Below are 22,760 nucleotides of genomic sequence, written 5' to 3' on the forward strand. Positions count from 1 at the left end.
CGCACGCGGTGTATCAGGACTGCATAGTCGCCAGGGTTTACGACTGCTTCGCAGCCGCTCGCGGGACAAGCCACGCTCCTACAGGATGGGTGTTGCTACAGGAAATTCAGCAGCGCCACGAGATCGAGGTAGCTGGCGCTTTCTCTGTAGGAGCTGGCTTGTCCTGCGACCGGCGGGGAACCCGTCGTAAATCCTGCGCACGCGGTGTATCAGGACTGCATAGTCGCCAGGGTTTACGACTGCTTCGCAGCCGCTCGCGGGACAAGCCACGCTCCTACAGGATGGGTGTTGCTACAGGGTATTCAGCGGCACCACGAGACCAGCTGACGGGCGCCATCCCTGTAGGAGCTGGCTTGCCTGCGACCGGCGGGGAACCCGTCGTAAATCCTGTGCACGCGGTGTATCAGGACTGCATAGCCGCCAGGGTTTACGACTGCTGCGCAGCCGCTCGCAGGGCAAGCCAGCGCTTACAGGTATCTCTCAATATTCTTGTCTCCAACCCTAAATCCCACCCCGCCCAAAGCGTTTCCACAAACAGGAAATCCGCGCGCAGTCCCTGCGGCGGATCGAGGTTTTGCTCACTATCGCCCGCGTATTGAGGGATCGAGTCATGTCAGTCGCTACCCGCCTTAACCCCGAGCAACCGGCTCGCGTCGTACCGACCGTGGTCGAGACGCTGTACCAGTTCAACGAGTCGCCGCTGCTGGCGCGTCAGGCCCGGCAGGAATCCAATGCACGCAGCTACCCGCGGCGCATCCCGCTGGCGCTCAAGCGTGCCAAGGGCATCCATGTCGAAGACGTCGAAGGCCGGCGCTTCATCGACTGCCTGGCGGGCGCGGGCACGCTGGCGCTGGGGCACAACCACCCGGTGATCGTCGAAGCCATTCAGCAGGTGCTGGCCGACGAACTGCCGCTGCACACCCTGGACCTGACCACGCCGGTCAAGGACCAGTTCGTCCAGGACCTGTTCGGCCTGCTGCCTGAGGGCCTGGCAAAAGAAGCGAAAATCCAGTTCTGCGGCCCGACCGGCACCGACGCCGTCGAAGCCGCGCTGAAACTGGTGCGCACCGCCACCGGTCGCAGCACCGTGCTGTCGTTCCAGGGCGCTTACCACGGCATGAGCCAGGGCGCGCTGAGCCTGATGGGCAGCCTCGGGCCGAAAAGGCCGCTGGGTGCGTTGCTTGGCAATGGCGTGCAATTCCTGCCGTATCCGTATGACTACCGTTGCCCGTTCGGCCTCGGTGGCGAGCAGGGCATGAAGGTCAACCTGCATTACCTGGAAAACCTGCTCAACGACCCTGAAGGCGGCGTGCCGTTGCCGGCGGCGATCATCGTCGAAGCGGTGCAGGGCGAGGGCGGCATGATTCCGGCGGATGTCGAATGGCTGCGCGGCCTGCGCCGCATCACCGAGAAGGCCGGGGTGGCGCTGATCGTCGATGAAATCCAGAGCGGTTTCGCCCGCACCGGCAAGATGTTCGCCTTCGAGCACGCCGACATCATTCCCGACGTGGTGGTGATGTCCAAGGCCATCGGCGGCAGCCTGCCGCTGGCGGTGATGGTTTATCGCGACTGGCTCGACAGCTGGGCGCCGGGTGCCCACGCCGGCACCTTCCGTGGCAACCAGATGGCCATGGCCACCGGTTCTGCGGTGATGCGCTACCTCAAGGAACACAACATCGCCGAGCACGCCACCGCCATGGGCGAGCGCCTGTGCAAGCAGTTGCGTGAACTTCAGCAGCAGTATCCGCAGATGGGCGACATTCGCGGGCGCGGGCTGATGCTCGGCGTCGAGATCGTCGATCCGAGTGGTGAAGCGGATGCGCTGGGCCATCCCCCGGCGTTCGGCAAACTGGCCTCGCTGATCCAGCGCGAATGCCTCAAGCGCGGGCTGATCATCGAGCTGGGCGGCCGTCACGGCTGCGTTGTGCGCTTCCTGCCGCCGCTGGTGATCACCGCCGCGCAGATTGACGAAGTGGCGCACATCTTCGCCCAGGCCGTGCCGGCGGCCATCGCCGCGCTCTAATTTTTTCCGGCCGCCGCCCGTTCTTTCGTTATGAGAACGGCGCAGCCGCCCCCCAACAACGGAGAACCGCAATGACCTCAGTATTCGATCGCGACGACATCCTGTTCCAGGTAGTGGTCAACCACGAAGAGCAATACTCGATCTGGCCTGACTACAAGGCCGTGCCCCAAGGCTGGCGCACCGTTGGCAAGAGCGGCTTCAAGAAAGAATGCCTGGCCTACATCGAAGAAACCTGGACCGACATGCGCCCGCTGAGCCTGCGCCAGAAGATGGATGCGGCAGTTGCCGGTTGAGTCTTGGGAAATGAGAAAAGGGCATCGAGAGATGCCCTTTTTTGTGTTCAACGTTTGCGATCCCCTGTAGGAGCTGGCTTGCCCTGCGACCGGCGACGGAGTCGTCGTAAAACCTGTGAATGCGGTGTGTCAGGAAGGCATAATCGTCAGGGTTTACGACGGGTTCCCCGCCGGTCGCAGGGCAAGCCAGCTCCTACAGGTAAGCGTTTTCGGCCTCACCACCCTCTGGCCGAATCCACCCAGAAATTCACCGACAACGACGTGCTCACCGATTCCACCTGATGGAACCAGCCCTCCGGCAAGAACAGCAGGTCGCCGGCGTGCAATGTCACGCGCAGGAACGGCACGTTGCGGGCGGCGGGGAAGCGTTGGTAATCCGGCGCGTCGGGGTTGAAATCGCAACCATCCAGCCCGCCCTGGGGCGCGGTGGACCAGGTGCCCAGCGCCTCGCGGTGATGGGGTGCGGCGAGGATGAACGACTTCTGCCCCCAGACCTGAGCGAACAGATTGTCGGTGTCGTCGCGGTGCAGCGGGGTCAGCGTGCCTTTCGGGCCGATCCAGATGCGCGGGGCGATGAACAGCGACTTGTCGAAATACGCCGGATAGCGGATCAGATCCATCAACTGCGCCGGCAGGATGTTGTTGCCCATGTAGGCAGGCGGTGCGCCGTCGGCGCCTTTCTCGGCGGGCTTGTCCAGCGAAGCGATGAAATCCGCCATCGAGGTGGAGCGGAAATCACGCTCGGTGGAGAAGGTTTTCTTCACGTAGTCGCCGTGGCGAGTGATGCCTTGCAGCTCGGCGAAATGCACCAGGGTTTCTTCGCGGCTGAGGTTGAACAGCGGCCAGTCCTGCAGCGCGTTGCTGATCACCACCGGGATGCCGCCGGGCAGGTAGAGGTCGCGAAATTCAGCCACCGACAGGTCGTCACGGGCACGCCGTTCGACCACCCGTTGCACCGGTTGCGCTGCTGACACCCGCTCACTGAAGCGCGGCGGCGTCGGGTAGCGCTTGTTCATGTCGACCTTCGCGGCCTTGGCCCCACCCTGACGCGCGCTGTCGATGATCTGCGGCAGCAGCGTCGCCAGGCCCATGTTGCCGTCGATCTTCAACCGGCCACTGGCGAACAGCTCTTCGACGTTGGCCTGGCCGGACATGATCCCGGCAAAGTCCTGCGGCGCCACGGAAATCGTCACGTCAGCCGCAGCATGGCGCCCGGCGGTGGTGCGGGTGGTGTCGCTGACCTCGGACCAGACCGCCTGATCGGGGCCGAAGACAAACTGAAACACACCCTCGATACCGACCGAGCCGGCGTTGGCGAACAGCTGGGTCAGGACAGTCTGCAGGTCCACGGCGTTTCCTCTTTGTTCTCAGGTTTGAAATGCGCACACGGGCACAACGCCGGACCTTGTGGGAGGGAGCCCTGCTCGCGAAGACGTCAGCTCAGGCACTGCTGTGTCGACTGGCGTACCGCTTCGCGAGCAGGGCTCCCTCCCACAGGTCCGTGTCCGGTCAGGTCATCGAGTCGGGCGCCGGACCGCATGTCATTGAGAGGAAAACGAGAATTCACCGAGGAAATTTACCGCTGCGTGCGCCTCAGCGCCGCTCGATATCCAGATGATCGACCTCGACCACATTGCCGGGCCCGGCATCGAACAGCACATAGAACTCGCCAGCAGGTCTGGCGAATGTCAGGCTCGAATCGCTGCCGAGCTGGCCGTGGAACAGAATGCTCTCGTCGTAACCGATCACGTCCAGCGTCACGCCCACCGCGTCTCCACCATCGGAAAAACCGCCGCTGCAGCGAATCTGTCCTTCGGCGATTTCCTTGCAGTCGCAGTATGGGCTGTGGGCTTGGGCCGCAACGGCAAACCCGGTGCAGGCTACCAGCAACCACGCACGCAATCCGCTCTGTAGCCTGGCGCTGCTCATCGTTTCGCTCCTTGTTTGTCCAGCCAGGTCACGGTGGCCGGCGAAGCCTGCGTCAGCGGCACGGCCGCCTGATGCACCGAGCCGTCCCAGCCTTCCAGGGTGATCCACAGCTCACCGTCGCCGGTGGCGCGTTTCGGAATCGGCACATCGGCCGCCATGCGATGGGGCGTACCTTCGAACAGCGCGCCGGCCGCGCGCAGGCTGCGCGGTTTGCCGACACGCAGATAGGTGGCCTTGACCTCATGGATGCAGCGCTCGCACAGCGCCCCGGTGAAGACCTTCATGTACCCGGCAGGGCCTTCCAGCAATGGCGCCTGATCGCGGAACTCGGCGAGTTTCAGGCTCCACGGGCCGATCTGGATTTCACCGATTTCCCGTTCGCCCAGACCACTGTCACCGCGAAACAGTGCGACATCGGCGAAATACCGGGGAATGAAGCCCAGCGGAATCAGCAACAGCAGGATGTTCAGGTGGAAACGCCACCTGTGCCACCAGCGGCTCAGCTTCGAAGGCGCCAGTACGGGATTGCTGACTGACTGGTTCACAGGCTGACCTCCGGCGTTTCAAGGGGGCGCTTGGTGAGAGTGGCGCTGGCCTTGTGTTCGGCCCTGGCGCTGCGCTTGAGCGCGGCGAGGGTGGCCTGGGCGGTGCGTTTGCTCCAGATCAGCAGGCCGCTCAAGACCATCATGCTCAGCAGCAGGCCGAAGAAGAACCAGATCAGCTTGATCCACAACCCGCCGAAATCGCCGGTGTGCAGCGGGCGCATGGACTCGGTGACGAACTCCAGCACCGAGCGCTCGGCGAGCAGGTGCGCGGCGGCGATGGTGCCGGTGTACGGGTTGACCTCGGCGGACTGGTACATCAGCGGATACCAGCCGCGCCCGCCGATTTCCAGCAGCGCATAGGCCGTGGCGGGCAAGGCGATGTAGCTGGCTTCAAGCCCCGGAATCTGCTGGCTGGCGATACGGATCGCCTGATCCAGCCCGACCTTGCGCACCGACTCACTGTCGGCGGCACGCGGCACTTCTTCGCGGGCAATCACCGGCGCTTCTGCCTGCGTGGAGATGCTGATGTGGTTGTCGCCGAGAATCGCCTGAATCAGAAACCAGGTGCCGGTGATGGAGATCACCGCGATGAACCAGATCGACCAGAGCCCGGCCAGACGATGGAAATCCCCCCAGAAAATCCGCGCGCCCTGGGCCAGGCGCGGCAGCTTGAAGAAGCCTTTCCAGAAGCGTTTGTAGACCACCAGCCCGGTGACCAGCGACGCCAGCAGCGGCAGGCCCAGCGCCGACACCAGATACCAGCCCCAGCTGTAGCCGTTGGTGAACGGCACCAGCCACCAGCCGTGCAGGGCGCGGGTGAAACGCTCGAAGTTGAACGCCGGACTCTCACCCTGAATCGCCCCGGTGTACGGGTTGACGTAGACGTCGATGGCGCGCCCGTCCGGGTAGGACACGCCGACGGTCAGGGCGAAATGCGCCTCGTCGTGGCGGCTGATGGATTCGACGATCAATTGCGGCTGGGCCTGTTTCATGTGGGCGATGATCTGGTCGTAACCCAGGCGCCGCGCGTCGTCCGACGGCGGGTTGGCGCGCACGTCGGGGTTGGCCAGCCAGGCGATTTCCTGGCTGACCACGGCCAAAGTGCCGGTCACGCAGACGATCAGCACGAAGAACCAGATGGGCAACGCCAGCCAGCTGTGGACCAGAAACCAGATTTTCGAGCGGGACTTCTTCGACATGGCATGCGCGTCTTGAGGGCGGGTTATCCATAAAGACGGATGAGCGTGGGAAATCCCGAAAGCGAAGATGCAAGAAAATGTTTCGGACCGATGAAGGGCTCAGTCCAGGGCCCGGCCAAGTTTCCAGTAGCCCATTAAAGTGAGTGTCTTGCGGTCGAGCCCGCGCTCATTGATCAAGTGTTTGCGGATCGCCATGACCGCTGCCGACTCACCGGCCACCCAGGCATAAAAGTCCTCGCGGATGGAGTCGGCCTTTTCCCAGAGGATTTTCTTCTCCAGATCGACATCCTTGACCGGCTTGCCCGCCTGCAGAGCTCGCGGCGGCAACCAGGCCAGCTCTCGAGCGGCGTGCAGCATGCCTTCGCCGTGCAGGCTGCCGATCACGTCGCGGGGCAGCCAGGTCAGTTGCGTGCCGGGAGCGCAGCGTAGGTGTTGGCAGTCGCTTTCATGGGGCACTTCGATAAACGCCTGCACCTGCGGACCGTCACGCTGTTCGGCCAGTGTTTCGAGAATTCCGGCGATGGCCGGCAGCGCGGTTTCATCACCGATCAGCAGCACACGACGGATATTGGCCGGGGGCTGCCATTCGTAACCGCCGGGGTTTTCCGTGGCGTTCTTGTGCGGCGCGACCATCTGCAGACGGTCCCCGGGTTTGGCGTGGGTGGCCCAGGTCGACGCCGGGCCGGTTTCGCCATGCAGGACGAACTCGACATCCACCTCCGCACGCTCGGCACGCAAGGCGCGAATGGTGTACGTGCGCATCGGCGGCCGCTGGTGCGCGGGCAGGGCGCGACGCGCGGCATGCCAGTCGCCGTCATTGACCAGCTTCGGCAGGCTGCCATCGGCGGCGGGGAAGAACAGCTTGATTCGTTGGTCCGGTGCCAGGGTCTGCATCGACGCGACATCCGGCCCGCTGAAGACAAAGCGCGTTAGCGACGGGCTGATAGTGATCCGCTGTTTGAGCTCGATATCGAACAACTGATACGGCCGCACCTTCACCTTGCCGCCGGTCAGTTTGCGCAGGTTGAGGGCAAGGGATGAAACCAGCGCGACAGCGGCATTCATGGGGCGGCACCTGTTGTGAAAGGGAGATGCCTGATAGACGGGTGGAAGTGGGCGGGATTTACCCAGCTGCATAACGCCGCCCAATGGGCACGGCGTGCGGAAACCCGTCGGACAACACAAATCCTGTGGGAGGGAGCCCTGCTCGCGAAGGCGTCAGTACAGACAATGCCGCACCGCCTGACCCACCGCTTTCGCGGGCAAGCCCGCTCCCACAAATCCGCGTTCGAGCGCTGTACCTGTAGGAGCTGGCTTGCCCTGCGACCGACTGCGAAGCAGTCGTAAGACCGGTAAGCACGGTGTATCAGACATACCGCGTCAGCCGGATTTACTGCCGGTTCCCGGCAGGTCGCAGGGCAAGCCAGCTCCTACAAGTTCGCGTTCTACAGGATTCGGGGCATTCGCAGGACTGCCGACAAATCCAGATCCTACGGGGAGCCGCAATCCGTCGGACAACACAAATCCTGTGGGAGGGAGCTCTGCTCGCGAAGGCGTCAGTACAGACAATGCCGCACCGCCTGACCCACCGCTTTCGCGGGCAAGCCCGCTCCCACAAATCCGTGTTCGAGCGCTGTACCTGTAGGAGCTGGCTTGCCCCGCGACCGACTGCGCGGCAGTCGTAAGACCGGTAAGCACGGTGTATCAGACATGCCGCGTCAGCCGGATTTACTGCCGGTTCCCGGCAGGTCGCAGGGCAAGCCAGCTCCTACAAGTTCGCGTTCTACAGGATTCGGGGCATTCGCAGGACTGCCGACAAATCCAGATCCTACGGGGAGCCGCAATCCGTCGGACAACACAAATCCTGTGGGAGGGAGCTCTGCTCGCGAAGGCGTCAGTACAGACAATGCCGCACCGCCTGACCCACCGCTTTCGCGGGCAAGCCCGCTCCCACAAATCCGTGTTCGAGCGCTGTACCTGTAGGAGCTGGCTTGCCCCGCGACCGACTGCGCGGCAGTCGTAAGACCGGTAAGCACGGTGTATCAGACATGCCGCGTCAGCCGGGTCTACTGCCGGTTCCCGGCAGGTCGCAGGGCAAGCCAGCTCCTACAAGTTCGCGTTCTACAGGATTCGGGGCATTCGCAGGACTGCCGACAAATCCAGATCCTGCCGGGGGGCCGCAATCCATCGGACAACACAAATTCTGTGGGAGGGAGCTCTGCTCGCGAAGGCGTCAGTACAGACAATGCCGCATCGCCTGACCCACCGCTTTCGCGGGCAAGCCCGCTCCCACAAGTTCGCGTTCTACAGGATTCGGGGCATTCGCAGGACTGCCGACAAATCCAGATCCTACGGGGAGCCGCAATCCGTCGGACAACACAAGTCCGCGTTCGAGCGCTGTACCTGTAGGAGCTGGCTTGCCCTGCGACCGACTGCGCAGCAGTCGTGAAACCGGTAAACGCGGTGTGTCAGCCATACCGCATCAGCCGGGTTTGCTGCCGGTTCCCGGCAGGTCGCAGGACAAGCCAGCTCCTACAAGTTTGCGTTGTCGTCAGATGCGAGGCCGTGCCGGGCGGCTTGGGGGGCCGCTAATTTTCCAATCCCGTCATCCGTTCCACAGGGATAGCAGAGCCCAGCTCGTGACCCAACATGTACGGAAGAACCCCGGATGAATGCTGAAAAGTCCCTGAAACTGGCCCGCCGGTTCATTGAGCTGCCCGTGGAGAAGCGCCGGGCGTTTCTTGATGGGTTGCGGGCGGAGAAGATCGATTTTTCAGTGTTCCCGATTCCTGCCGGTGTCGATGCCGAGGACCGTCAGGCGCTGTCCTACGCCCAGCAGCGCATGTGGTTTCTCTGGCAACTGGACCCGCAAAGTGGCGCCTATAACCTGCCTGGCGCGGTATGTCTGAACGGAGTGCTGAATGTGCCGGCACTGGAGCAGGCCTTCGCCAGTCTGGTGGCTCGCCATGAAACCCTGCGCACCGTATTCAAGCGCCACGCCGACGACCGCCTCGAACAAGTCCCGCTGACTCAACCCCTGAACGTCGAACAGCAAGACCTCAGCGCCTTGCCCGACGCCGAGCGCGAACAGGCGGTGATCGCCCAGGCGCAGCAGCAATCGCTGTTGCCGTTCGACCTGGGCAGCGGCCCGCTGCTGCGGGTCAAGCTGCTCAAGCTGGCGCCGGACGAACACGTGCTGCTGCTGACCCTGCACCACATCGTCTCCGATGGATGGTCGATGAACGTGCTGATCGACGAATTCACCCGCTGCTACGACGCCCACGCCCGAGGCGACCAGCCGCAATTGCCGGCGCTGCCGATCCAGTACAGCGACTACGCGCTGTGGCAGCGGCGCTGGCTGGAGGCCGGCGAGCAGGCGCGGCAGTTGCAGTACTGGCAGGGGAAGCTCGGCGACGTACACGACGTCATCGAACTGCCCACCGACCACGTCCGCCCGCCGATGCCGAGCTACCGCGGTACCCGTCACGAGTTCAGCATCGACCCGCAGTTGGCCGAGCAACTGCGGGCCTTGGCGCGCACCAATCAGGTGACTCTGTTCATGCTGTTGCTCGGGGCTTTCAACATCCTGTTGCACCGCTACACCGGCCAGGACGACCTGCGTGTCGGCGTGCCCATCGCCAATCGCAACCGCAGCGAGATCGAAGGGCTGATCGGCTTCTTCGTCAACACCCAGGTGCTGCGCACGCAACTCAACGGTCAGACCCGGGTCAGCGAGCTGCTGCGCGACATCAAGGAAACCGCCCTCGGCGCCCAGGCCCATCAGGATTTGCCCTTCGAGCAACTGGTCGAAGCGCTCAAGCTGGAACGCAGCATCAGCCACAATCCGCTGTTCCAGGTGATGTACAACCACCAGCCGCAAGTGGCCGACGTCACGACCCTGAAAACCGCCTCGGGCCTGACCCTTGGCGCGGTGGACTGGCAAAGCCGCACCACCCAGTTCGACCTGACCCTCGACACCTGGGAGAAGGGCGGGCGTCTGCTCGCTGCCTTCACCTACGCCAACGACCTGTTCGAAGCGCCGACCATCGCGCGCATGGCCCGGCATTTCACTGCGCTGTTGCACGCATTGGTCAAAGATGATGACCAGCGCATCGGTGAGCTGCCGATGCTCGACGCCGCCGAACAGCAGGTGCTGGTGCATGACTGGAACGCCACCGCCGAACGCTATCCGACCGGCGTGTGCATCCACGAACTGATCCACGCCCAGGCCCTGCGCACGCCGGACGCCACCGCGCTGGTGTTCGGCAGCCAGCAACTGAGTTACGCGCAACTCGATGCGCGGGCCAACCAGCTCGCCCATCTGCTGCGTGACCAGGGCGTCGGCCCGGATGTGCTGGTGGGCATTTCGGTACACCGTTCGCTGGAGATGGTCATCGGCCTTTTGGCCATCCTCAAGGCCGGTGGCGCCTACGTGCCGCTGGACCCGGAATACCCGCGTGAACGCCTGGCCTACATGATCGAAGACAGCGGCATCGGCCTGCTGCTGACGCAAAGTGCGCTGCTGCCGACGCTGCCGGTGGATGACGTCACCACGCTGGTACTCGATCAGCAAGCCGACTGGCTCGACGGCTACAGCGAACGTTGCCCGCTGCAGACCAGCGACAGCCGCAACCTCGCCTACGTCATCTACACCTCCGGCTCCACCGGGCGCCCGAAAGGCGCGGGCAACAGCCATGCCGCGCTGGTCAACCGCCTGTGCTGGATGCAGCAGGCCTACGCCATCGATGGCAGCGACGCGGTGTTGCAGAAAACCCCGTTCAGCTTCGACGTCTCGGTGTGGGAGTTCTTCTGGCCGCTGATGACCGGCGCACGGCTGGTGGTGGCGGCGCCCGGCGTGCATCGCGAACCGGCGCAACTGATCCGTACCCTCGTCGATCACTGCATCAGCACCCTGCATTTCGTGCCGTCGATGTTGCAGGCCTTCATCCACGAAAGCGGCGTCGAGGCGTGCAAGAGCCTGAAACGCATTGTCTGCAGCGGTGAAGCCTTGCCGCTGGATGCGCAAGTGCAGGTGTTCGCCAAACTGCCCAAGGCCGGCCTCTACAACCTGTATGGCCCGACCGAAGCGGCCATCGACGTCACCCACTGGACCTGCATCGACGAAGGCGCCGATCAGGTGCCGATCGGTCGGCCCATCGGCAACCTGCGCACCCTGGTGCTGGACGCGCAACTGCAACCGGTGCCGGCCGGTGTGGCTGGCGAGTTGTACCTCGGTGGTGTGGGCCTTGCGCGCAGTTATCACCGTCGTCCGGGGCTGACCGCCGAGCGCTTCGTGCCGTGCCCGTTCCATGACGGCGAACGCCTGTACCGCACCGGCGACCGCGTGCGCCAGCGCAACGACGGGGTGATCGAATACCTCGGCCGCTTCGACCATCAGGTCAAGCTGCGCGGCCTGCGTATCGAACTGGGCGAAATCGAAACCCGTCTGATGCAGCATGGGCTTGTACGTGAAGCCGTGGTGCTGGTGCCCAACGGCAAGCAGTTAGTGGCCTGGCTGGTGCTGAACGACCCTCAAACGGCGGACGACTGGCAGGCCGGACTGAAAGCCTGGCTGCTGCAAGCGCTGCCGGAATTCATGGTGCCGAGCCTGTTCGTGACCCTGGAAAAACTGCCGGTCACCGCCAACGGCAAGCTCGATCGCAAGGCTTTGCCGCTGCCGGAAGCCACTGCGCGGCAAGCCTTTAGCGCCCCGGTCAGCGCCATGGAAAAGGCTCTGGCCGCGATCTGGAGCGACCTGCTGGGCACTGAGCAGGTCGGTCTGGACGACAACTTCTTTGAACTGGGCGGCGACTCGATCATCTCGATTCAGGTGGTCAGCCGCGCGCGTCAGGCCGGCATTGGCCTGAATCCCCGCGACCTGTTCCAGTACCAGAGCGTGCGCAGTCTGGCGGCGGTGGCGCGGACGGTGACTGAGCAACCGGCCAGCGAGCAGGGCGCTGTGACGGGCACTACGCCGCTGTTGCCGATCCAGCAGATGTTCTTCGACAGCGAGATTCCCCAGCGGCAGCAGTGGAACCAGTCGGTGCTGCTCAAACCGGCGCAAGCGCTGGACGCCGAGCTGCTGGAGCAGGCAGTGAATGCGCTGGTCGCCCAGCACGATGCCTTGCGTCTGAGCTTTGCCCGGCAGGACGGCGTGTGGACCGCGAGCGTCCGCGACAACACCACGCAAGCGTTGCTGTGGTGCAGTGAAATCAGTGACCTCGACCAACTCGCCGCACTGGGTGAAGAAGCCCAGCGCAGCCTCGATCTGCAACACGGCCCGCTGCTGCGCGCCGTGCTGGTCAGCTTGCCGAGCGGCGAGCAGCGCCTGCTGCTGGTGATCCATCACCTGGCGGTGGATGGCGTGTCGTGGCGGATTCTGTTTGAAGACCTGCAAGCGGCCTATCAGCAGCTTGTTCAGGGTCACACCGTGGCGCTGCCCGCCAAGTCCAGCTCGATCAAGGCCTGGGCCGAACGCCTGCAAGGCTGGGCGAACGTGCCGGAACGCGCTGCCGAAGTGGCGGGCTGGCAACAGCGCTTGCAGGGTGCCGACGTCGCCTTGCCGTGCGCCAATCCCCATGGCGCGCAACTGAACCGCCATGCCTTGAAAGTGCATTCGCGGCTGGACAAATCCCTCACTTCGCAACTGCTGCACAGCGCCCCGACGGCTTACCGCACCCAAGTCAACGACCTTTTGCTGACCGCGCTGGCGCGAGTCGTCGCGCGCTGGACCGGACAGGATTCGGTGCTGCTGCAACTGGAAGGGCATGGCCGCGAAACGCTGTTCGATGAGCTGGACCTGAGCCGCACGGTCGGTTGGTTCACCAGCCTGTTTCCGGTGCGCCTGAGCCCGGCTGCCAGCCTCGATGCCTCGGTCAAGATCATCAAGGAGCAACTGCGCGCCATCCCGGAAAAAGGCATCGGCTTCGGCGCCCTGCGTTATCTGGGCGATGCCGACAGTCGCGCCGCGCTGGCCGCGTTGCCGCAACCGCGGATCACCTTCAACTACCTGGGCCAGTTCGACGCCAGCTTTGCCGAGGACGCGCTGTTTGCGCCGGCCCGTGAGCCGGCCGGTCGCGAGCGGAGCCTCGATGCGCCGCTGGGCAACTGGCTGAGCCTCGACGGCCAGGTCTATAACGGCGAACTGAGCGTGGCCTGGACCTTCAGCCGCGAAGTGTTCGCTGAAGCCGCCATGCAGGTGCTGGCCGACGCCTTCAGCGCCGAACTGACGCAACTGATCGAACATTGCGTGAACCTGCCGCGCGCCTGCGCCACGCCCAGCGATTTCGCCCTGTGCGGGCTGGATCAGGCGCAACTCGACGCATTGCCGGTCGATGCCGCCCGCATCGAAGACATCTACCCGCTGTCGCCGATGCAACAGGGCATGCTGTTCCACAGCCTCTACGAGCAAAGCAATGGCGAGCTTGTCGACAAGGGCTACGTAAACCAACTGCGCATCGACGTCGACGGCCTCGACCCCGAGCGTTTCCGCGCCGCCTGGCAGGCGGCGGTGGACGCCCATCCGGTGCTGCGCAGCGCCTTCCTCTGGCAGGGCAAGCAGCCGCTGCAAGTGGTGCTCAAGCAGGCCGCGCTGGAATTCAGCCTGCATGACTGGCGTGAACACGCCGACCTCGCCGATGCCCTGAAAACCCTGGCCGCTGCCGACTATCGCCGTGGTTTCGATCTGGCCGAAGCGCCGCTGCTGCGCCTGCAACTGGTGCGCACTGCGGATAACCGCCATCACCTGATCTACACCAGCCACCACATCCTCATGGACGGCTGGAGCAACTCGCGGCTGCTGGGAGAGGTGCTGCAACGCTACAACGGCCAGCACGTCGCCGCGTCCGCCGGGCGTTACCGCGATTACATCGGCTGGCTGCAACGTCAGGACGCCGTCCGCGACGAAGCCTTCTGGCGCGGACAACTGGCTGAATTGCAGGAACCGATCCGACTGGCTCAGGGCGAAGCCCAGGGGGAAACGGGCTACGGCGAGCAGGTTCAGCGGCTGGACGGCGCACGCACCCAGCACCTGAACCAGTTCGCCCGTCAGCAGAAAGTCACCCTTAACACCCTGGTGCAGGCCGCGTGGCTGCTGCTGTTGCAGCGCTACACCAGTCAGGCGACGGTGGCCTTCGGCGCCACGGTGGCGGGGCGTCCGGCCGAGCTGGTCGGCGTCGAGGAGCAGGTCGGCCTGTTCATCAACACCCTGCCGGTGATCGCCAGCCCGCGTGGCGAACTCAGCGTCGGCGATTGGCTGCAGACGGTGCAGGCGCTCAACTTGAGCCTGCGCGAACACGAACACACGCCGCTGTTCGACATCCAGCGCTGGGCCGGCCACGGTGGCGAGGCGCTGTTCGACAACATTCTGGTGTTCGAGAACTACCCGGTGTCCGAAGTGCTGCAACGCGGCGCCCCGCAGGGCCTGCGTTTCGGCGAGATCGAAAACGTCGAGCAGACCCACTACCCGCTGACCTTGACGGTCAATCTCGGTGAGGTGCTGGACCTGCAATTCAGCTACGCCCGTGGGCACTTCAGCGCTGATGGCATGGCGCGCATGGCCGGGCACCTGGAAAACCTGCTGTTGGCCATGGCTGAAGATGCCGAGCGTTCGCTGGGCGAGCTCGATTTGCTGGGCGTTGTCGAGCGGCGGCAACTGGTTGAGGAGTGGAGTACGGCGTTGACGCCTCCGCCGGCAAGCCGGACTGCTACGGAGCGTGTGCCGGCGCATGTGTTGTTTGAAGCCCAGACCGCGCGTCAGCCGGATGCGCCGGCGCTGCTGTTTGGCGACACAGTGTTGAGCTATGCACAGCTCAACGCTCGCGCTAACCAGTTGGCTCGCCATCTGCGTACTTTGGGTATCGGCCCGGATGTGCTGGTCGGTATCGCCGTGGAGCGCGGGCTGGACATGATCATTGGCCTGCTCGCCGTGCTCAAAGCGGGCGGCGGCTATGTGCCGTTGGACCCCGAATATCCGCAGGACCGGCTGCAGTGCATGATCGAGGACAGCGGCACGAAGCTGTTGCTGACTCACAGTCATCTGGTCGAGCGTCTGGCGATTCCTGCCGGGGTTGCGCATCTCAGCCTGGATCACAACGCGGCGTGGTCTGGCTTGAGCGCTGACAACCTGCCGAATCAGACCGATCCGCAGAACCTCGCCTATGTGATGTTCACCTCGGGTTCAACGGGGCGCCCGAAAGGCGTGGGCATCAGTCAACTGGCGCTGACTCGTCATGCCTATGTGTCGTTGCAGTTCTTCAACATGGACGGTGGCGACCGGATCTTGCAGTTCTCGACCTTCAACTTCGACGGCTTTGTCGAGCAGCTGTATCCGGCGTTGATCTGCGGTGCATCGGTGGTGCTGCGTGGCACGGATATCTGGGACAGCGAAACCTTCTACCGCGAGCTGATCGACAAGCAGATCAGTGTGGTGGACCTGACCACGGCTTATTGGAACCTGTTGGCTCGCGACTTTGCTGCTGCCGGCCCGCGTGACTATGGTCGCCTCAAGCAAGTCCACGCAGGTGGTGAGGCCATGCCGCCGGAAGGTCTAGCCGCCTGGAACCAGGCAGGATTGGGTCATGTTCGGTTGCTCAACACCTACGGCCCGACTGAAGCCACAGTCACCGTGACCGCGCTGGACTGCACCGATTACGTCACCGGCGCCAAGCCAACGCCTTCAACCATGCCAATTGGCAACGTGCTCGCAGGCCGCAGCATCTATCTGCTGGACGACAGCGGCTCTCCAGCGCCGATTGGTGTGGTCGGTGAACTGGTGATCGGCGGCGAGTTGCTGGCCCGCGGTTATTTCAATCGCCCTGGCCTGAGTGCCGAACGTTTCCTGCCTGACCCGTTTAGCAGCACGGGCGGTCGTCTGTACCGCACCGGCGATCTGGCCCGTTACAACACAGACGGCGTGATCGAATACGTTGGCCGCATCGACCATCAGGTGAAGATTCGCGGCTTCCGTATCGAGCTGGGCGAGATCGAAGCTCGGCTGGCGGAGCAGGAGGCGGTGCGTGACACCCTGGTGGTCGCACAACCGGCCACTAACGGCCTGCAACTGGTCGCCTACGTGGTGCCAAGCGACACGTCCAAAGCCGGCACCGACGCCGAGCAACAGGCCGAACTGCGCGAATCAATCAAGGCCCAACTGCGCGAGAACCTGCCGGGCTACATGATCCCGGCCTACATCCTCTTCCTCGACAAAATGCCACTCAGCCCCAACGGCAAGATCGACCGCAAGGCCCTGCCGAAAGCCGATGCCAGCCAGTTGCAGCACGCCTACATCGCGCCGCAAACCGAGCTGCAGCAACAGATCGCCGCGATCTGGCAGGACGTGCTGGACCTGCAGCAGGTCGGCCTCAACGATCACTTCTTTGAGCTGGGCGGGCATTCGCTGCTGGCGACCCAGGCCGTGGCGCGGATCAAACCGTTGCTGTCCTGTGAACTGAGTCTGCGTGACCTGTTCGCTGCGCCGACCCTGAACGCCTTCAGCGCATTGCTGACTGCCCGGATCGCCGAAGGCGCACCGCGCAAGGCCGTGCCGAAACTGGTCGCCGTCGGTCCGCGAAGCGAAGCCAGCCTGTCGCTGGTGCAGCGCCGTTTGTGGGTGGTCGAGCAACTGTCGTCGGCCTCCGGCGCTTACGGCATGCCGCTGGCGGTGCGCCTGAAAGGTGAGCTGCACGTGCCGCAGCTGGTGAGCGCGCTGAACGAAGTGGTGCGTCGCCATGAGGTGTTGCGCACCGCCTACGTCAGCGATGACGAGGGCGATCCGCTGGCGCTGATCAGTGCTGAACTGACGGTCGATCTGCCGCTGGAAGATCTGTCAGGCCTGGAGCACACAGTGCAGGAGCGCCGCGTCAGCGAAGCCGTTGAAGACAACGCCCGCCAGCCGATCAGCCTGTTGCAGGCGCCGCTGCTGCGCGGTCGGGTGCTGCGGCTGGCGGCCGACGAACACGTGCTGCTGTACTCGATGCACCACATCATTTCCGATGGCTGGTCGATGTCGGTGCTGGTCAACGAAACCATGGAGATCTACGCCCGCTTGCAGGCCGGCGATGCCAAGCCGCTGCCAGCGTTGCCGGTGCAATACGCCGACTACGCCCACTGGCAACTGGCACTGCAGGACGCCGGCATTCTGCGCGAACAGGCCGATTACTGGCGCGAAGCGCTGGCCGGTCACGACGGTTTGCTGCGCCTGCCCACTGACTTTCCACGTCCGCCGACGCCAAGCCAGGCCGGTGAGGATTTCAGCTTCGCCCTCGATCCGACCCTGTATCAGCAGCTCAAAGCGCTGTCGCGGCAAGCCGGCGTCACCCTCTACAGCACCTTGCTAGGCAGCTTCCAGTTGCTGCTGCACCGCGTCACCGGCAGCGACGACGTGCTGGTCGGCGCCGACGTCGCCGGCCGTTCGCAGCCGGAGCTGGAGGGGCTGATCGGCTTCTTCGTCAACATCCTGCCCCTGCGTTCACGGTTGGATGCTGGTCAGTCGTTGCCCGATTACCTCGGCAGCGTGCAGCAGGCGCTGATCAACGGTTTCGAGCGCCAGGACTTGCCGTTCGACATGATCGTCGAGGCCGCTGGCGCGCCACGGCACAAGGGCCACAACCCGCTGGTGCAGGCGTTGTTCGTGATGAACAACCTGCCGCTGCAAGGCGCCTCGCTCAACGGCCTGGAGGTCGAGGTGCTGCACACCAACGGCGGTTACTCGAAGTTCGACATGGCGCTGTTCATCGACGAAGAGGCGGACCGGCTGCTCGGCACCTGGCAGTTCGCGACCGACCTGTTCAAGCGTGAGCGCATCGCCGCGCTGGTCAAGGACTGGACCACGATGCTCGGACGCATCACGGCTCAGGCAAACATCACTCTAGGGGAGATCGACGTGTCTACACCTCAAGCCGTATCCCAGGCCGCTGCAGCGCTCTTGGCGCCCGCTGGCAAGGCCGACAAACTCGGCAAGTTCCTGAAAAAGGCCCAGGGCGCTGCCCGACCGGCCGTGGCGCTGATGCGTGAAACGCCGCTGGTGCCGGGGCAAGTGTTCCCGCTGCTGATGGAGCCGACCGATCCGGGGCTGGACCTGGTGGAGTGGGTCAAGGCCAACCGTCCGTTGATCGAGGAAAAACTCTCGCACCACGCCGGTATCCTCTTCCGGGGCTTCAACCTGCGCGACATCCACGGTTTTGAAGCCTTCGCCGAAGCGGTGCAGCCGGGCCTGTACGGCCAGTACGGCGACCTGCCGAAGAAGGAGGGCGGCAAGAACACCTACCGCTCCACGCCGTACCCGGAGAAGAAGATGATTCTTTTCCATAACGAGAGCTCTCATCAGGACCGCTGGCCGCGCAAGCAGATGTTCTATTGCGAGCAGCCGTCGCCGGTGGGCGGCGCGACCCCGGTGGTCGATTGCCGCCTGATGTACCAGCGCCTGCCCGTCGAGCTGCAGCAGCGTTTCGAGAGCAAGGGCCTGCTGTACGTGCGCACCTTTGCCGACAAGCTCGACGTGTCTTGGCAACACTTCTTCAAGACCGACGTGCGCGCCGACGTCGAGGCCCGTTGCCAGCTGGCCGGGATTCAGTGGACCTGGCTGGACAACGACGAGTTGCAGATCCGCACGCCGTGCCCGGCGGTGATTCGTCATCCGCTGACCGGCGAAAAGAGCTTCTTCAATCAGGTGCAGCTGCACCACATCCATTGCCTGGACCCGGATGTGCGCGAAGACCTGCTGGCGCTGTTCGGCGAAACGCGCATGCCGCGCCACGTCTACTACGGCGACGGCTCGCCGATCGAAGACGAGGTGATGCAGCTGATCGGCGACCTCTACGAAGCCTGCGCCGTGCGTTTCGACTGGCAGAAGGGCGATGTGATCCTGCTCGACAACATGCTCGCGGCCCACGCCCGCGACCCGTACGAAGGCCCGCGCAAGATCGTCGTGGCCATGGGCGAAATGATCGAGCGCAGCCAGCTGGACGCGCCATACGCCGCCCTCCACAGCACCACAGACAAGGAAACCGCAGGGGCATGAGCACGATCATGAACAGCGCAGAACAGAACAGCGTCGACATCGGCCAGGCCCTGCTCGCCGAACAGCAACAACACCTGAGCGCCATCGAACAGGGCGCGCGCCGGGCGGACGTCAGCCACGGCCTGCGGCTGGAGATTCGCGGCCCGTTGCAGGTGGCGCGTCTGCAACAGGCGCTGGACAGCCTGGCGTCACGCCATCCGCTGTTGACCAGCGGCTTCGTCAGCGTGCCGGGCTATCACGGCCTGCGTCAGGTGCAGGGCGCAGCGGCGCGGGCAGTCGAGCTGACCGTACACGACGAGATTGCCGACGCGACGGTGGTCGAACTGCGCGCCGATGCCTGGCAGCAACAGCCAGCCAGCCTGGCTGATGCCGGATTGCAGGCGCTACTGCAGCGTTGCACAGCGGAACACTGGCAACTGCGCCTGAGTCTGGCGGCGCACCTGGGCGACGTCGGCAGCCTGAAACTGCTGGCGGAGGAGCTGCGTGCTGCCTACGCCAATGGCCCGTTGGCGCTGGACGAAGACGCCGGTCAGTTCAGTCAGTACCTGGACTGGCGCAGCGAAGTGCTGTTCGACGAAGACGCCGAAACAGCGCGGCAATACTGGCAACAGCATGTGCTGGTGGACGGTGCAGTGCCGGCTGCGCCAGAGATGCCGTATCGCCTGACGCAAGTGGCCAGTGGTGAGGCGACGGCGCTGCGCGTTGACCTGAGCGCGGGTGTCAGTGCCGCGTTGGTCGCGCTGGCCGAGCAACGCGGCATTTCTGTGGATCGCCTGCTGCAAGGCGCATGGTGGGCGCTGCTGGCGCGGATCAGCGGGCGCGAGGTGTTTGCCGTGGGCTGGCGTCACGATGCCCGTCGCGATTACGAGTTTTTCGCCGAGTCGGCCGGGCTGTTCGAAAAGACCTTGCCGCTGGTGCTGCACGTCGCCACCGACCAGGCTTTCGGTCAGTGGCTGAACGGGCTGAATGACAGCCTCGAACAGCACGCCACCTGGCAGGAATACTGGTCGGCTCAGGCTTATCCGGAACTGGCCAGCCCGGCGTATGGCTTTGCCCTGCGTCAAGCGTTGACGGTTGAAGAGGGCACCGGGCTGTTGTGGTCGGCGCAGGGCGTCAGCCAGGGTCGCGCAGCGTTTGAATTATTGCTGGAGGTCGAGCAAGCGACCGATGGCGCAGTGCAGGCGCTGAATCTGCAATACGACGCTGGGCGTTACTCGGTGCAGGCTGCGCAGGCGTTGCTGGAGCAGTATCAGACCCTGCTGCAACACCTGCCCCGGCAGATCGACCTGCCGATCGCCGAGCTGGATCTGCTCAGCGAATCGGCACTGGCGCGCCTGCTGGCATTCAATCCGACCGGTGAACTGGCTGACAGCCCGCTGCTGCCGCAGCGCATCGCCGACTGGGCGCGGCGCACGCCGGATGCGCTGGCGCTGGTCGATGGCGCGCAGTCCCTGAACTATGCCGAGCTGGACCTGCGTGCCGCACAACTGGCCGCGCAACTGGCGCAGTCCGGCGTGGCGGCGGGCAGCATTGTCGGTTTGGCCTTGCCACGCTCGGCAGCACTGATCGTGGCGATGCTTGCCAGTTGGAAAGTCGGCGCCGCGTACGTGCCGCTTGACCCGCAATGGCCCCCGGCGCGTCAGGCTCAGGTGCTGGAGCAGGCTGGCGCGGTGCTGCTGTTGGCCGATGACCACGCGCTGCCAGAGGGTTTCGGCGAAGCCATTCAGGTGCTTGGCGTCGAACAGGCCATCGCGGACGGCGCGGCATTGCCGGCGCTGACGCCCTTTGCCAGCCAGGGCCGCGATGTCGCGTATCTGCTGTTTACGTCGGGCTCGACCGGCGTGCCCAAAGGCGTGGTCATCGAGCAGCGGCATTTGCTCAATTACACCGCGGGTGTCAGCCAGACCCTCGCGCTGCAGGATTGCCGTCACTTCGCGCTCAGCTCCACGGTGGCGGCGGATCTGGGCAACACCACGTTGTTCGGCGCGCTGTTCAACGGTGCGGCGCTGCATGTGGCCGATGAAGCGACGATGCAGGATCCCCAGGCGTTCGCCGCTTTTGTCCGCGAGCAAAGCATCGACTGCCTGAAAATCGTGCCTTCGCATCTGGCCGCGTTGCTCGACTCGCCGAACGCGGCGCTGCCAAACACGGTGATCCTCGGCGGTGAAGCGCCAGCGCCGTCGCTGATTCAGCGCTTGCGTGAGGTCAACCGCCAGAGCCGCGTGTTCAACCACTACGGCCCGACCGAAACCACGGTGGGCGTGCTGGTCCATGAAATCACCACGGAGCAGGCTCACGGCGTGCCACTGACCCAGGTGCTGCCGGGCAATGAGGTCTACGTGCTCAACGAGCGCCTGCAATTGGTGGCGCCGGGTGAGCTGGGCGAGCTGTACATCGGCGGGCGTCAGGTTTGCCGGGGGTATCTGAATGCCGGACGTGAAGCCTTTGTCGACAGCCCGTTCCAGGCCGATGAGCGCCTGTATCGCACGGGCGACCTGGCCCGTTATCGCCTGCAGGGCGGGGTGCAATTGCAGGGGCGGCGCGACGATCAGGTGAAGATTCGCGGCTTCCGCATCGAACTGGCCGAGATCGAAGCGCAACTGGCGGCGCTGACGGATATCAGCGAAGCGGTGGTGGTGCTGAACGAGTCTGCCGAGGTGCAAGGGTTCGTGGTCGCACGGCAAGGAGCGCTGGTGTCGGCGCAAGAGCTGAAGGCGGAACTGGCCTTGCGCCTGCCGGCGGTGATGCAGCCTCGCAGCATTCAGGTACTGCCGGCCATGCCGCGACTGCCCAACGGCAAGGCCGACCGCAAGGCACTGCGGGGTTATCAAGTGGCGGCGCCGCTGCAAGACTACGTCGCACCGCGCGATGCCCTGGAGGAATTGCTGGCCACGCGCATGGCGCAATTGCTCGGCATCGAGCGCCTGAGCGTGACCCAGGACTTCTTCGCAGCGGGCGGGCATTCACTGCTGGTGATCAAACTGGTGGCCGGCATCCGCAAACTGCTGCAATGCGACATCCACCCCGGCGTGGTCTTCGACCACCCAAGCCCGGCGGCGCTGGCGCAGGTGCTGCGCGCCCAGGAAGGCACCGCAGGGCAACTGGAAAAACTCGCCAACGCCCGACTGCGGCTGGATGCGATGACGCCGGAGCAAAAGGCGGCGTTGCTGGAGAAGGCTAGGGCGCAGAACTGACTTTATGGGAATTGGCGATGCTTCTGTTGCCGATCCTCTGTAGGAGCTGGCTTGCCCTGCGAGCGGACCGGGGTCGCGCTCGACCGAAGCAGTCGTAAATCCTGACGACTATGCATTTCTGACACAACGCGTTCACCGGTTTTACGACGACTCCGTCGCCGCTCGCAGGACAAGCCAGCTCCTACAGGTACGGCGTGATCTTTCTGTAGCAGTCCGGCTTGCCGCCGGTGGCGTCTGCGAAACCGCCACCGCCAGCAAGCCATCTCCTACAGGTCATCGCATCTGTCAGGGTCATTGTGCTTCTGGCCGAAGGCCGTGGGAGGGAGCTCTGCTCGCGATGGCGATGGATCAGACAACATCGCAACACCCGGACTGACGCCATCGCGAGCAGAGCTCCCTCCCACAAGAAAATCGTTGCTTAGCGATCCGGTGTTCCACACCGCCCGATCGCTGAAACGTGTTTCACTCGGCTTGAATTCGTGAATGCGAAACCTTCCTATTTACTCGCTCCCCCGCGCTGGCTACTCTATGCCGATTCCGCAGGGGTGCTTCCCATTCC

General features: G+C 64.2%; 9 protein-coding genes. 4 read left to right on the top strand and 5 right to left on the bottom strand.

Annotated features, from left to right (window positions below; all coding sequences use genetic code 11):
* The first annotated feature begins 610 nt into the window (after positions 1–610).
* On the top strand, positions 611–2,023 hold the full coding sequence (locus ACIPL0_RS12755) for an aspartate aminotransferase family protein (protein WP_400596999.1): 1,413 nt from the start codon (positions 611–613) through the stop codon (positions 2,021–2,023).
* 71 nt (positions 2,024–2,094) lie between these two features.
* A complete protein-coding gene (locus tag ACIPL0_RS12760) occupies positions 2,095–2,316 on the top strand; it encodes an MbtH family protein (protein WP_400597000.1) in 222 nt (73 codons plus the stop codon).
* Between the two features lie 215 nt (positions 2,317–2,531).
* On the opposite strand, the gene ACIPL0_RS12765 is transcribed toward ACIPL0_RS12760, so the two are convergent.
* The 5 genes from ACIPL0_RS12765 to ACIPL0_RS12785 all read right to left on the bottom strand — a co-directional run bounded on the left by ACIPL0_RS12765 (position 2,532) and on the right by ACIPL0_RS12785 (position 7,054).
* A complete protein-coding gene (locus ACIPL0_RS12765) occupies positions 2,532–3,665 on the bottom strand; it encodes a cupin-like domain-containing protein (RefSeq protein WP_400597001.1) in 1,134 nt (377 codons plus the stop codon).
* 244 nt (positions 3,666–3,909) lie between these two features.
* Positions 3,910–4,245: a hypothetical protein gene (locus ACIPL0_RS12770; RefSeq protein ID WP_400597002.1), complete on the bottom strand. Its 336-nt coding sequence runs from the start codon at positions 4,243–4,245 to the stop codon at positions 3,910–3,912.
* The gene (locus ACIPL0_RS12775; RefSeq protein ID WP_400597003.1) at positions 4,242–4,790 is read right to left on the bottom strand and encodes a thiamine pyrophosphate-binding protein; all 549 of its coding nucleotides are present in this window, start codon (positions 4,788–4,790) and stop codon (positions 4,242–4,244) included. The genes ACIPL0_RS12770 and ACIPL0_RS12775 overlap by 4 nt, the downstream gene beginning before the upstream one ends.
* The gene (locus ACIPL0_RS12780; protein ID WP_400597004.1) at positions 4,787–5,989 is read right to left on the bottom strand and encodes a PepSY-associated TM helix domain-containing protein; all 1,203 of its coding nucleotides are present in this window, start codon (positions 5,987–5,989) and stop codon (positions 4,787–4,789) included. Before ACIPL0_RS12780 ends, ACIPL0_RS12775 begins: the two co-directional genes overlap by 4 nt.
* 99 nt (positions 5,990–6,088) lie before the next feature.
* Complete coding sequence (locus ACIPL0_RS12785; protein WP_400597005.1) at positions 6,089–7,054, bottom strand: siderophore-interacting protein; 966 nt, start codon at positions 7,052–7,054, stop codon at positions 6,089–6,091.
* A gap of 1,603 nt (positions 7,055–8,657) precedes the next feature.
* On the opposite strand from ACIPL0_RS12785, the gene ACIPL0_RS12790 reads away from it, so the two are divergent.
* Together ACIPL0_RS12790 and ACIPL0_RS12795 are read left to right on the top strand one after the other, a co-directional pair.
* Positions 8,658–19,007 (top strand): amino acid adenylation domain-containing protein, encoded by a 10,350-nt coding sequence (locus ACIPL0_RS12790; RefSeq protein WP_400597006.1) that lies wholly within the window; start codon positions 8,658–8,660, stop codon positions 19,005–19,007.
* Entirely contained in the window at positions 19,004–22,201 is a 3,198-nt protein-coding gene (locus ACIPL0_RS12795; protein ID WP_400597007.1) for an amino acid adenylation domain-containing protein, read from the top strand. Before ACIPL0_RS12790 ends, ACIPL0_RS12795 begins: the two co-directional genes overlap by 4 nt.
* The last annotated feature ends 559 nt before the right edge of the window (positions 22,202–22,760 follow it).

It is taken from the genome of Pseudomonas sp. NPDC090208 (assembly GCF_044746785.1).
Lineage (GTDB): Bacteria > Pseudomonadota > Gammaproteobacteria > Pseudomonadales > Pseudomonadaceae > Aquipseudomonas.

Excerpts from the sequence above, each read along its gene's own strand:
- ACIPL0_RS12755 (WP_400596999.1), top strand. The coding sequence starts at position 611 with ATGTCAGTCGCTACCCGCCTTAACCCCGAGCAACCGGCTCGCGTCGTA.
- ACIPL0_RS12760 (WP_400597000.1), top strand. The coding sequence starts at position 2,095 with ATGACCTCAGTATTCGATCGCGACGACATCCTGTTCCAGGTAGTGGTC.
- ACIPL0_RS12770 (WP_400597002.1), bottom strand. The coding sequence starts at position 4,245 with ATGAGCAGCGCCAGGCTACAGAGCGGATTGCGTGCGTGGTTGCTGGTA.
- ACIPL0_RS12780 (WP_400597004.1), bottom strand. The coding sequence starts at position 5,989 with ATGTCGAAGAAGTCCCGCTCGAAAATCTGGTTTCTGGTCCACAGCTGG.
- ACIPL0_RS12785 (WP_400597005.1), bottom strand. The coding sequence starts at position 7,054 with ATGAATGCCGCTGTCGCGCTGGTTTCATCCCTTGCCCTCAACCTGCGC.
- ACIPL0_RS12790 (WP_400597006.1), top strand. The coding sequence starts at position 8,658 with ATGAATGCTGAAAAGTCCCTGAAACTGGCCCGCCGGTTCATTGAGCTG.
- ACIPL0_RS12795 (WP_400597007.1), top strand. The coding sequence starts at position 19,004 with ATGAGCACGATCATGAACAGCGCAGAACAGAACAGCGTCGACATCGGC.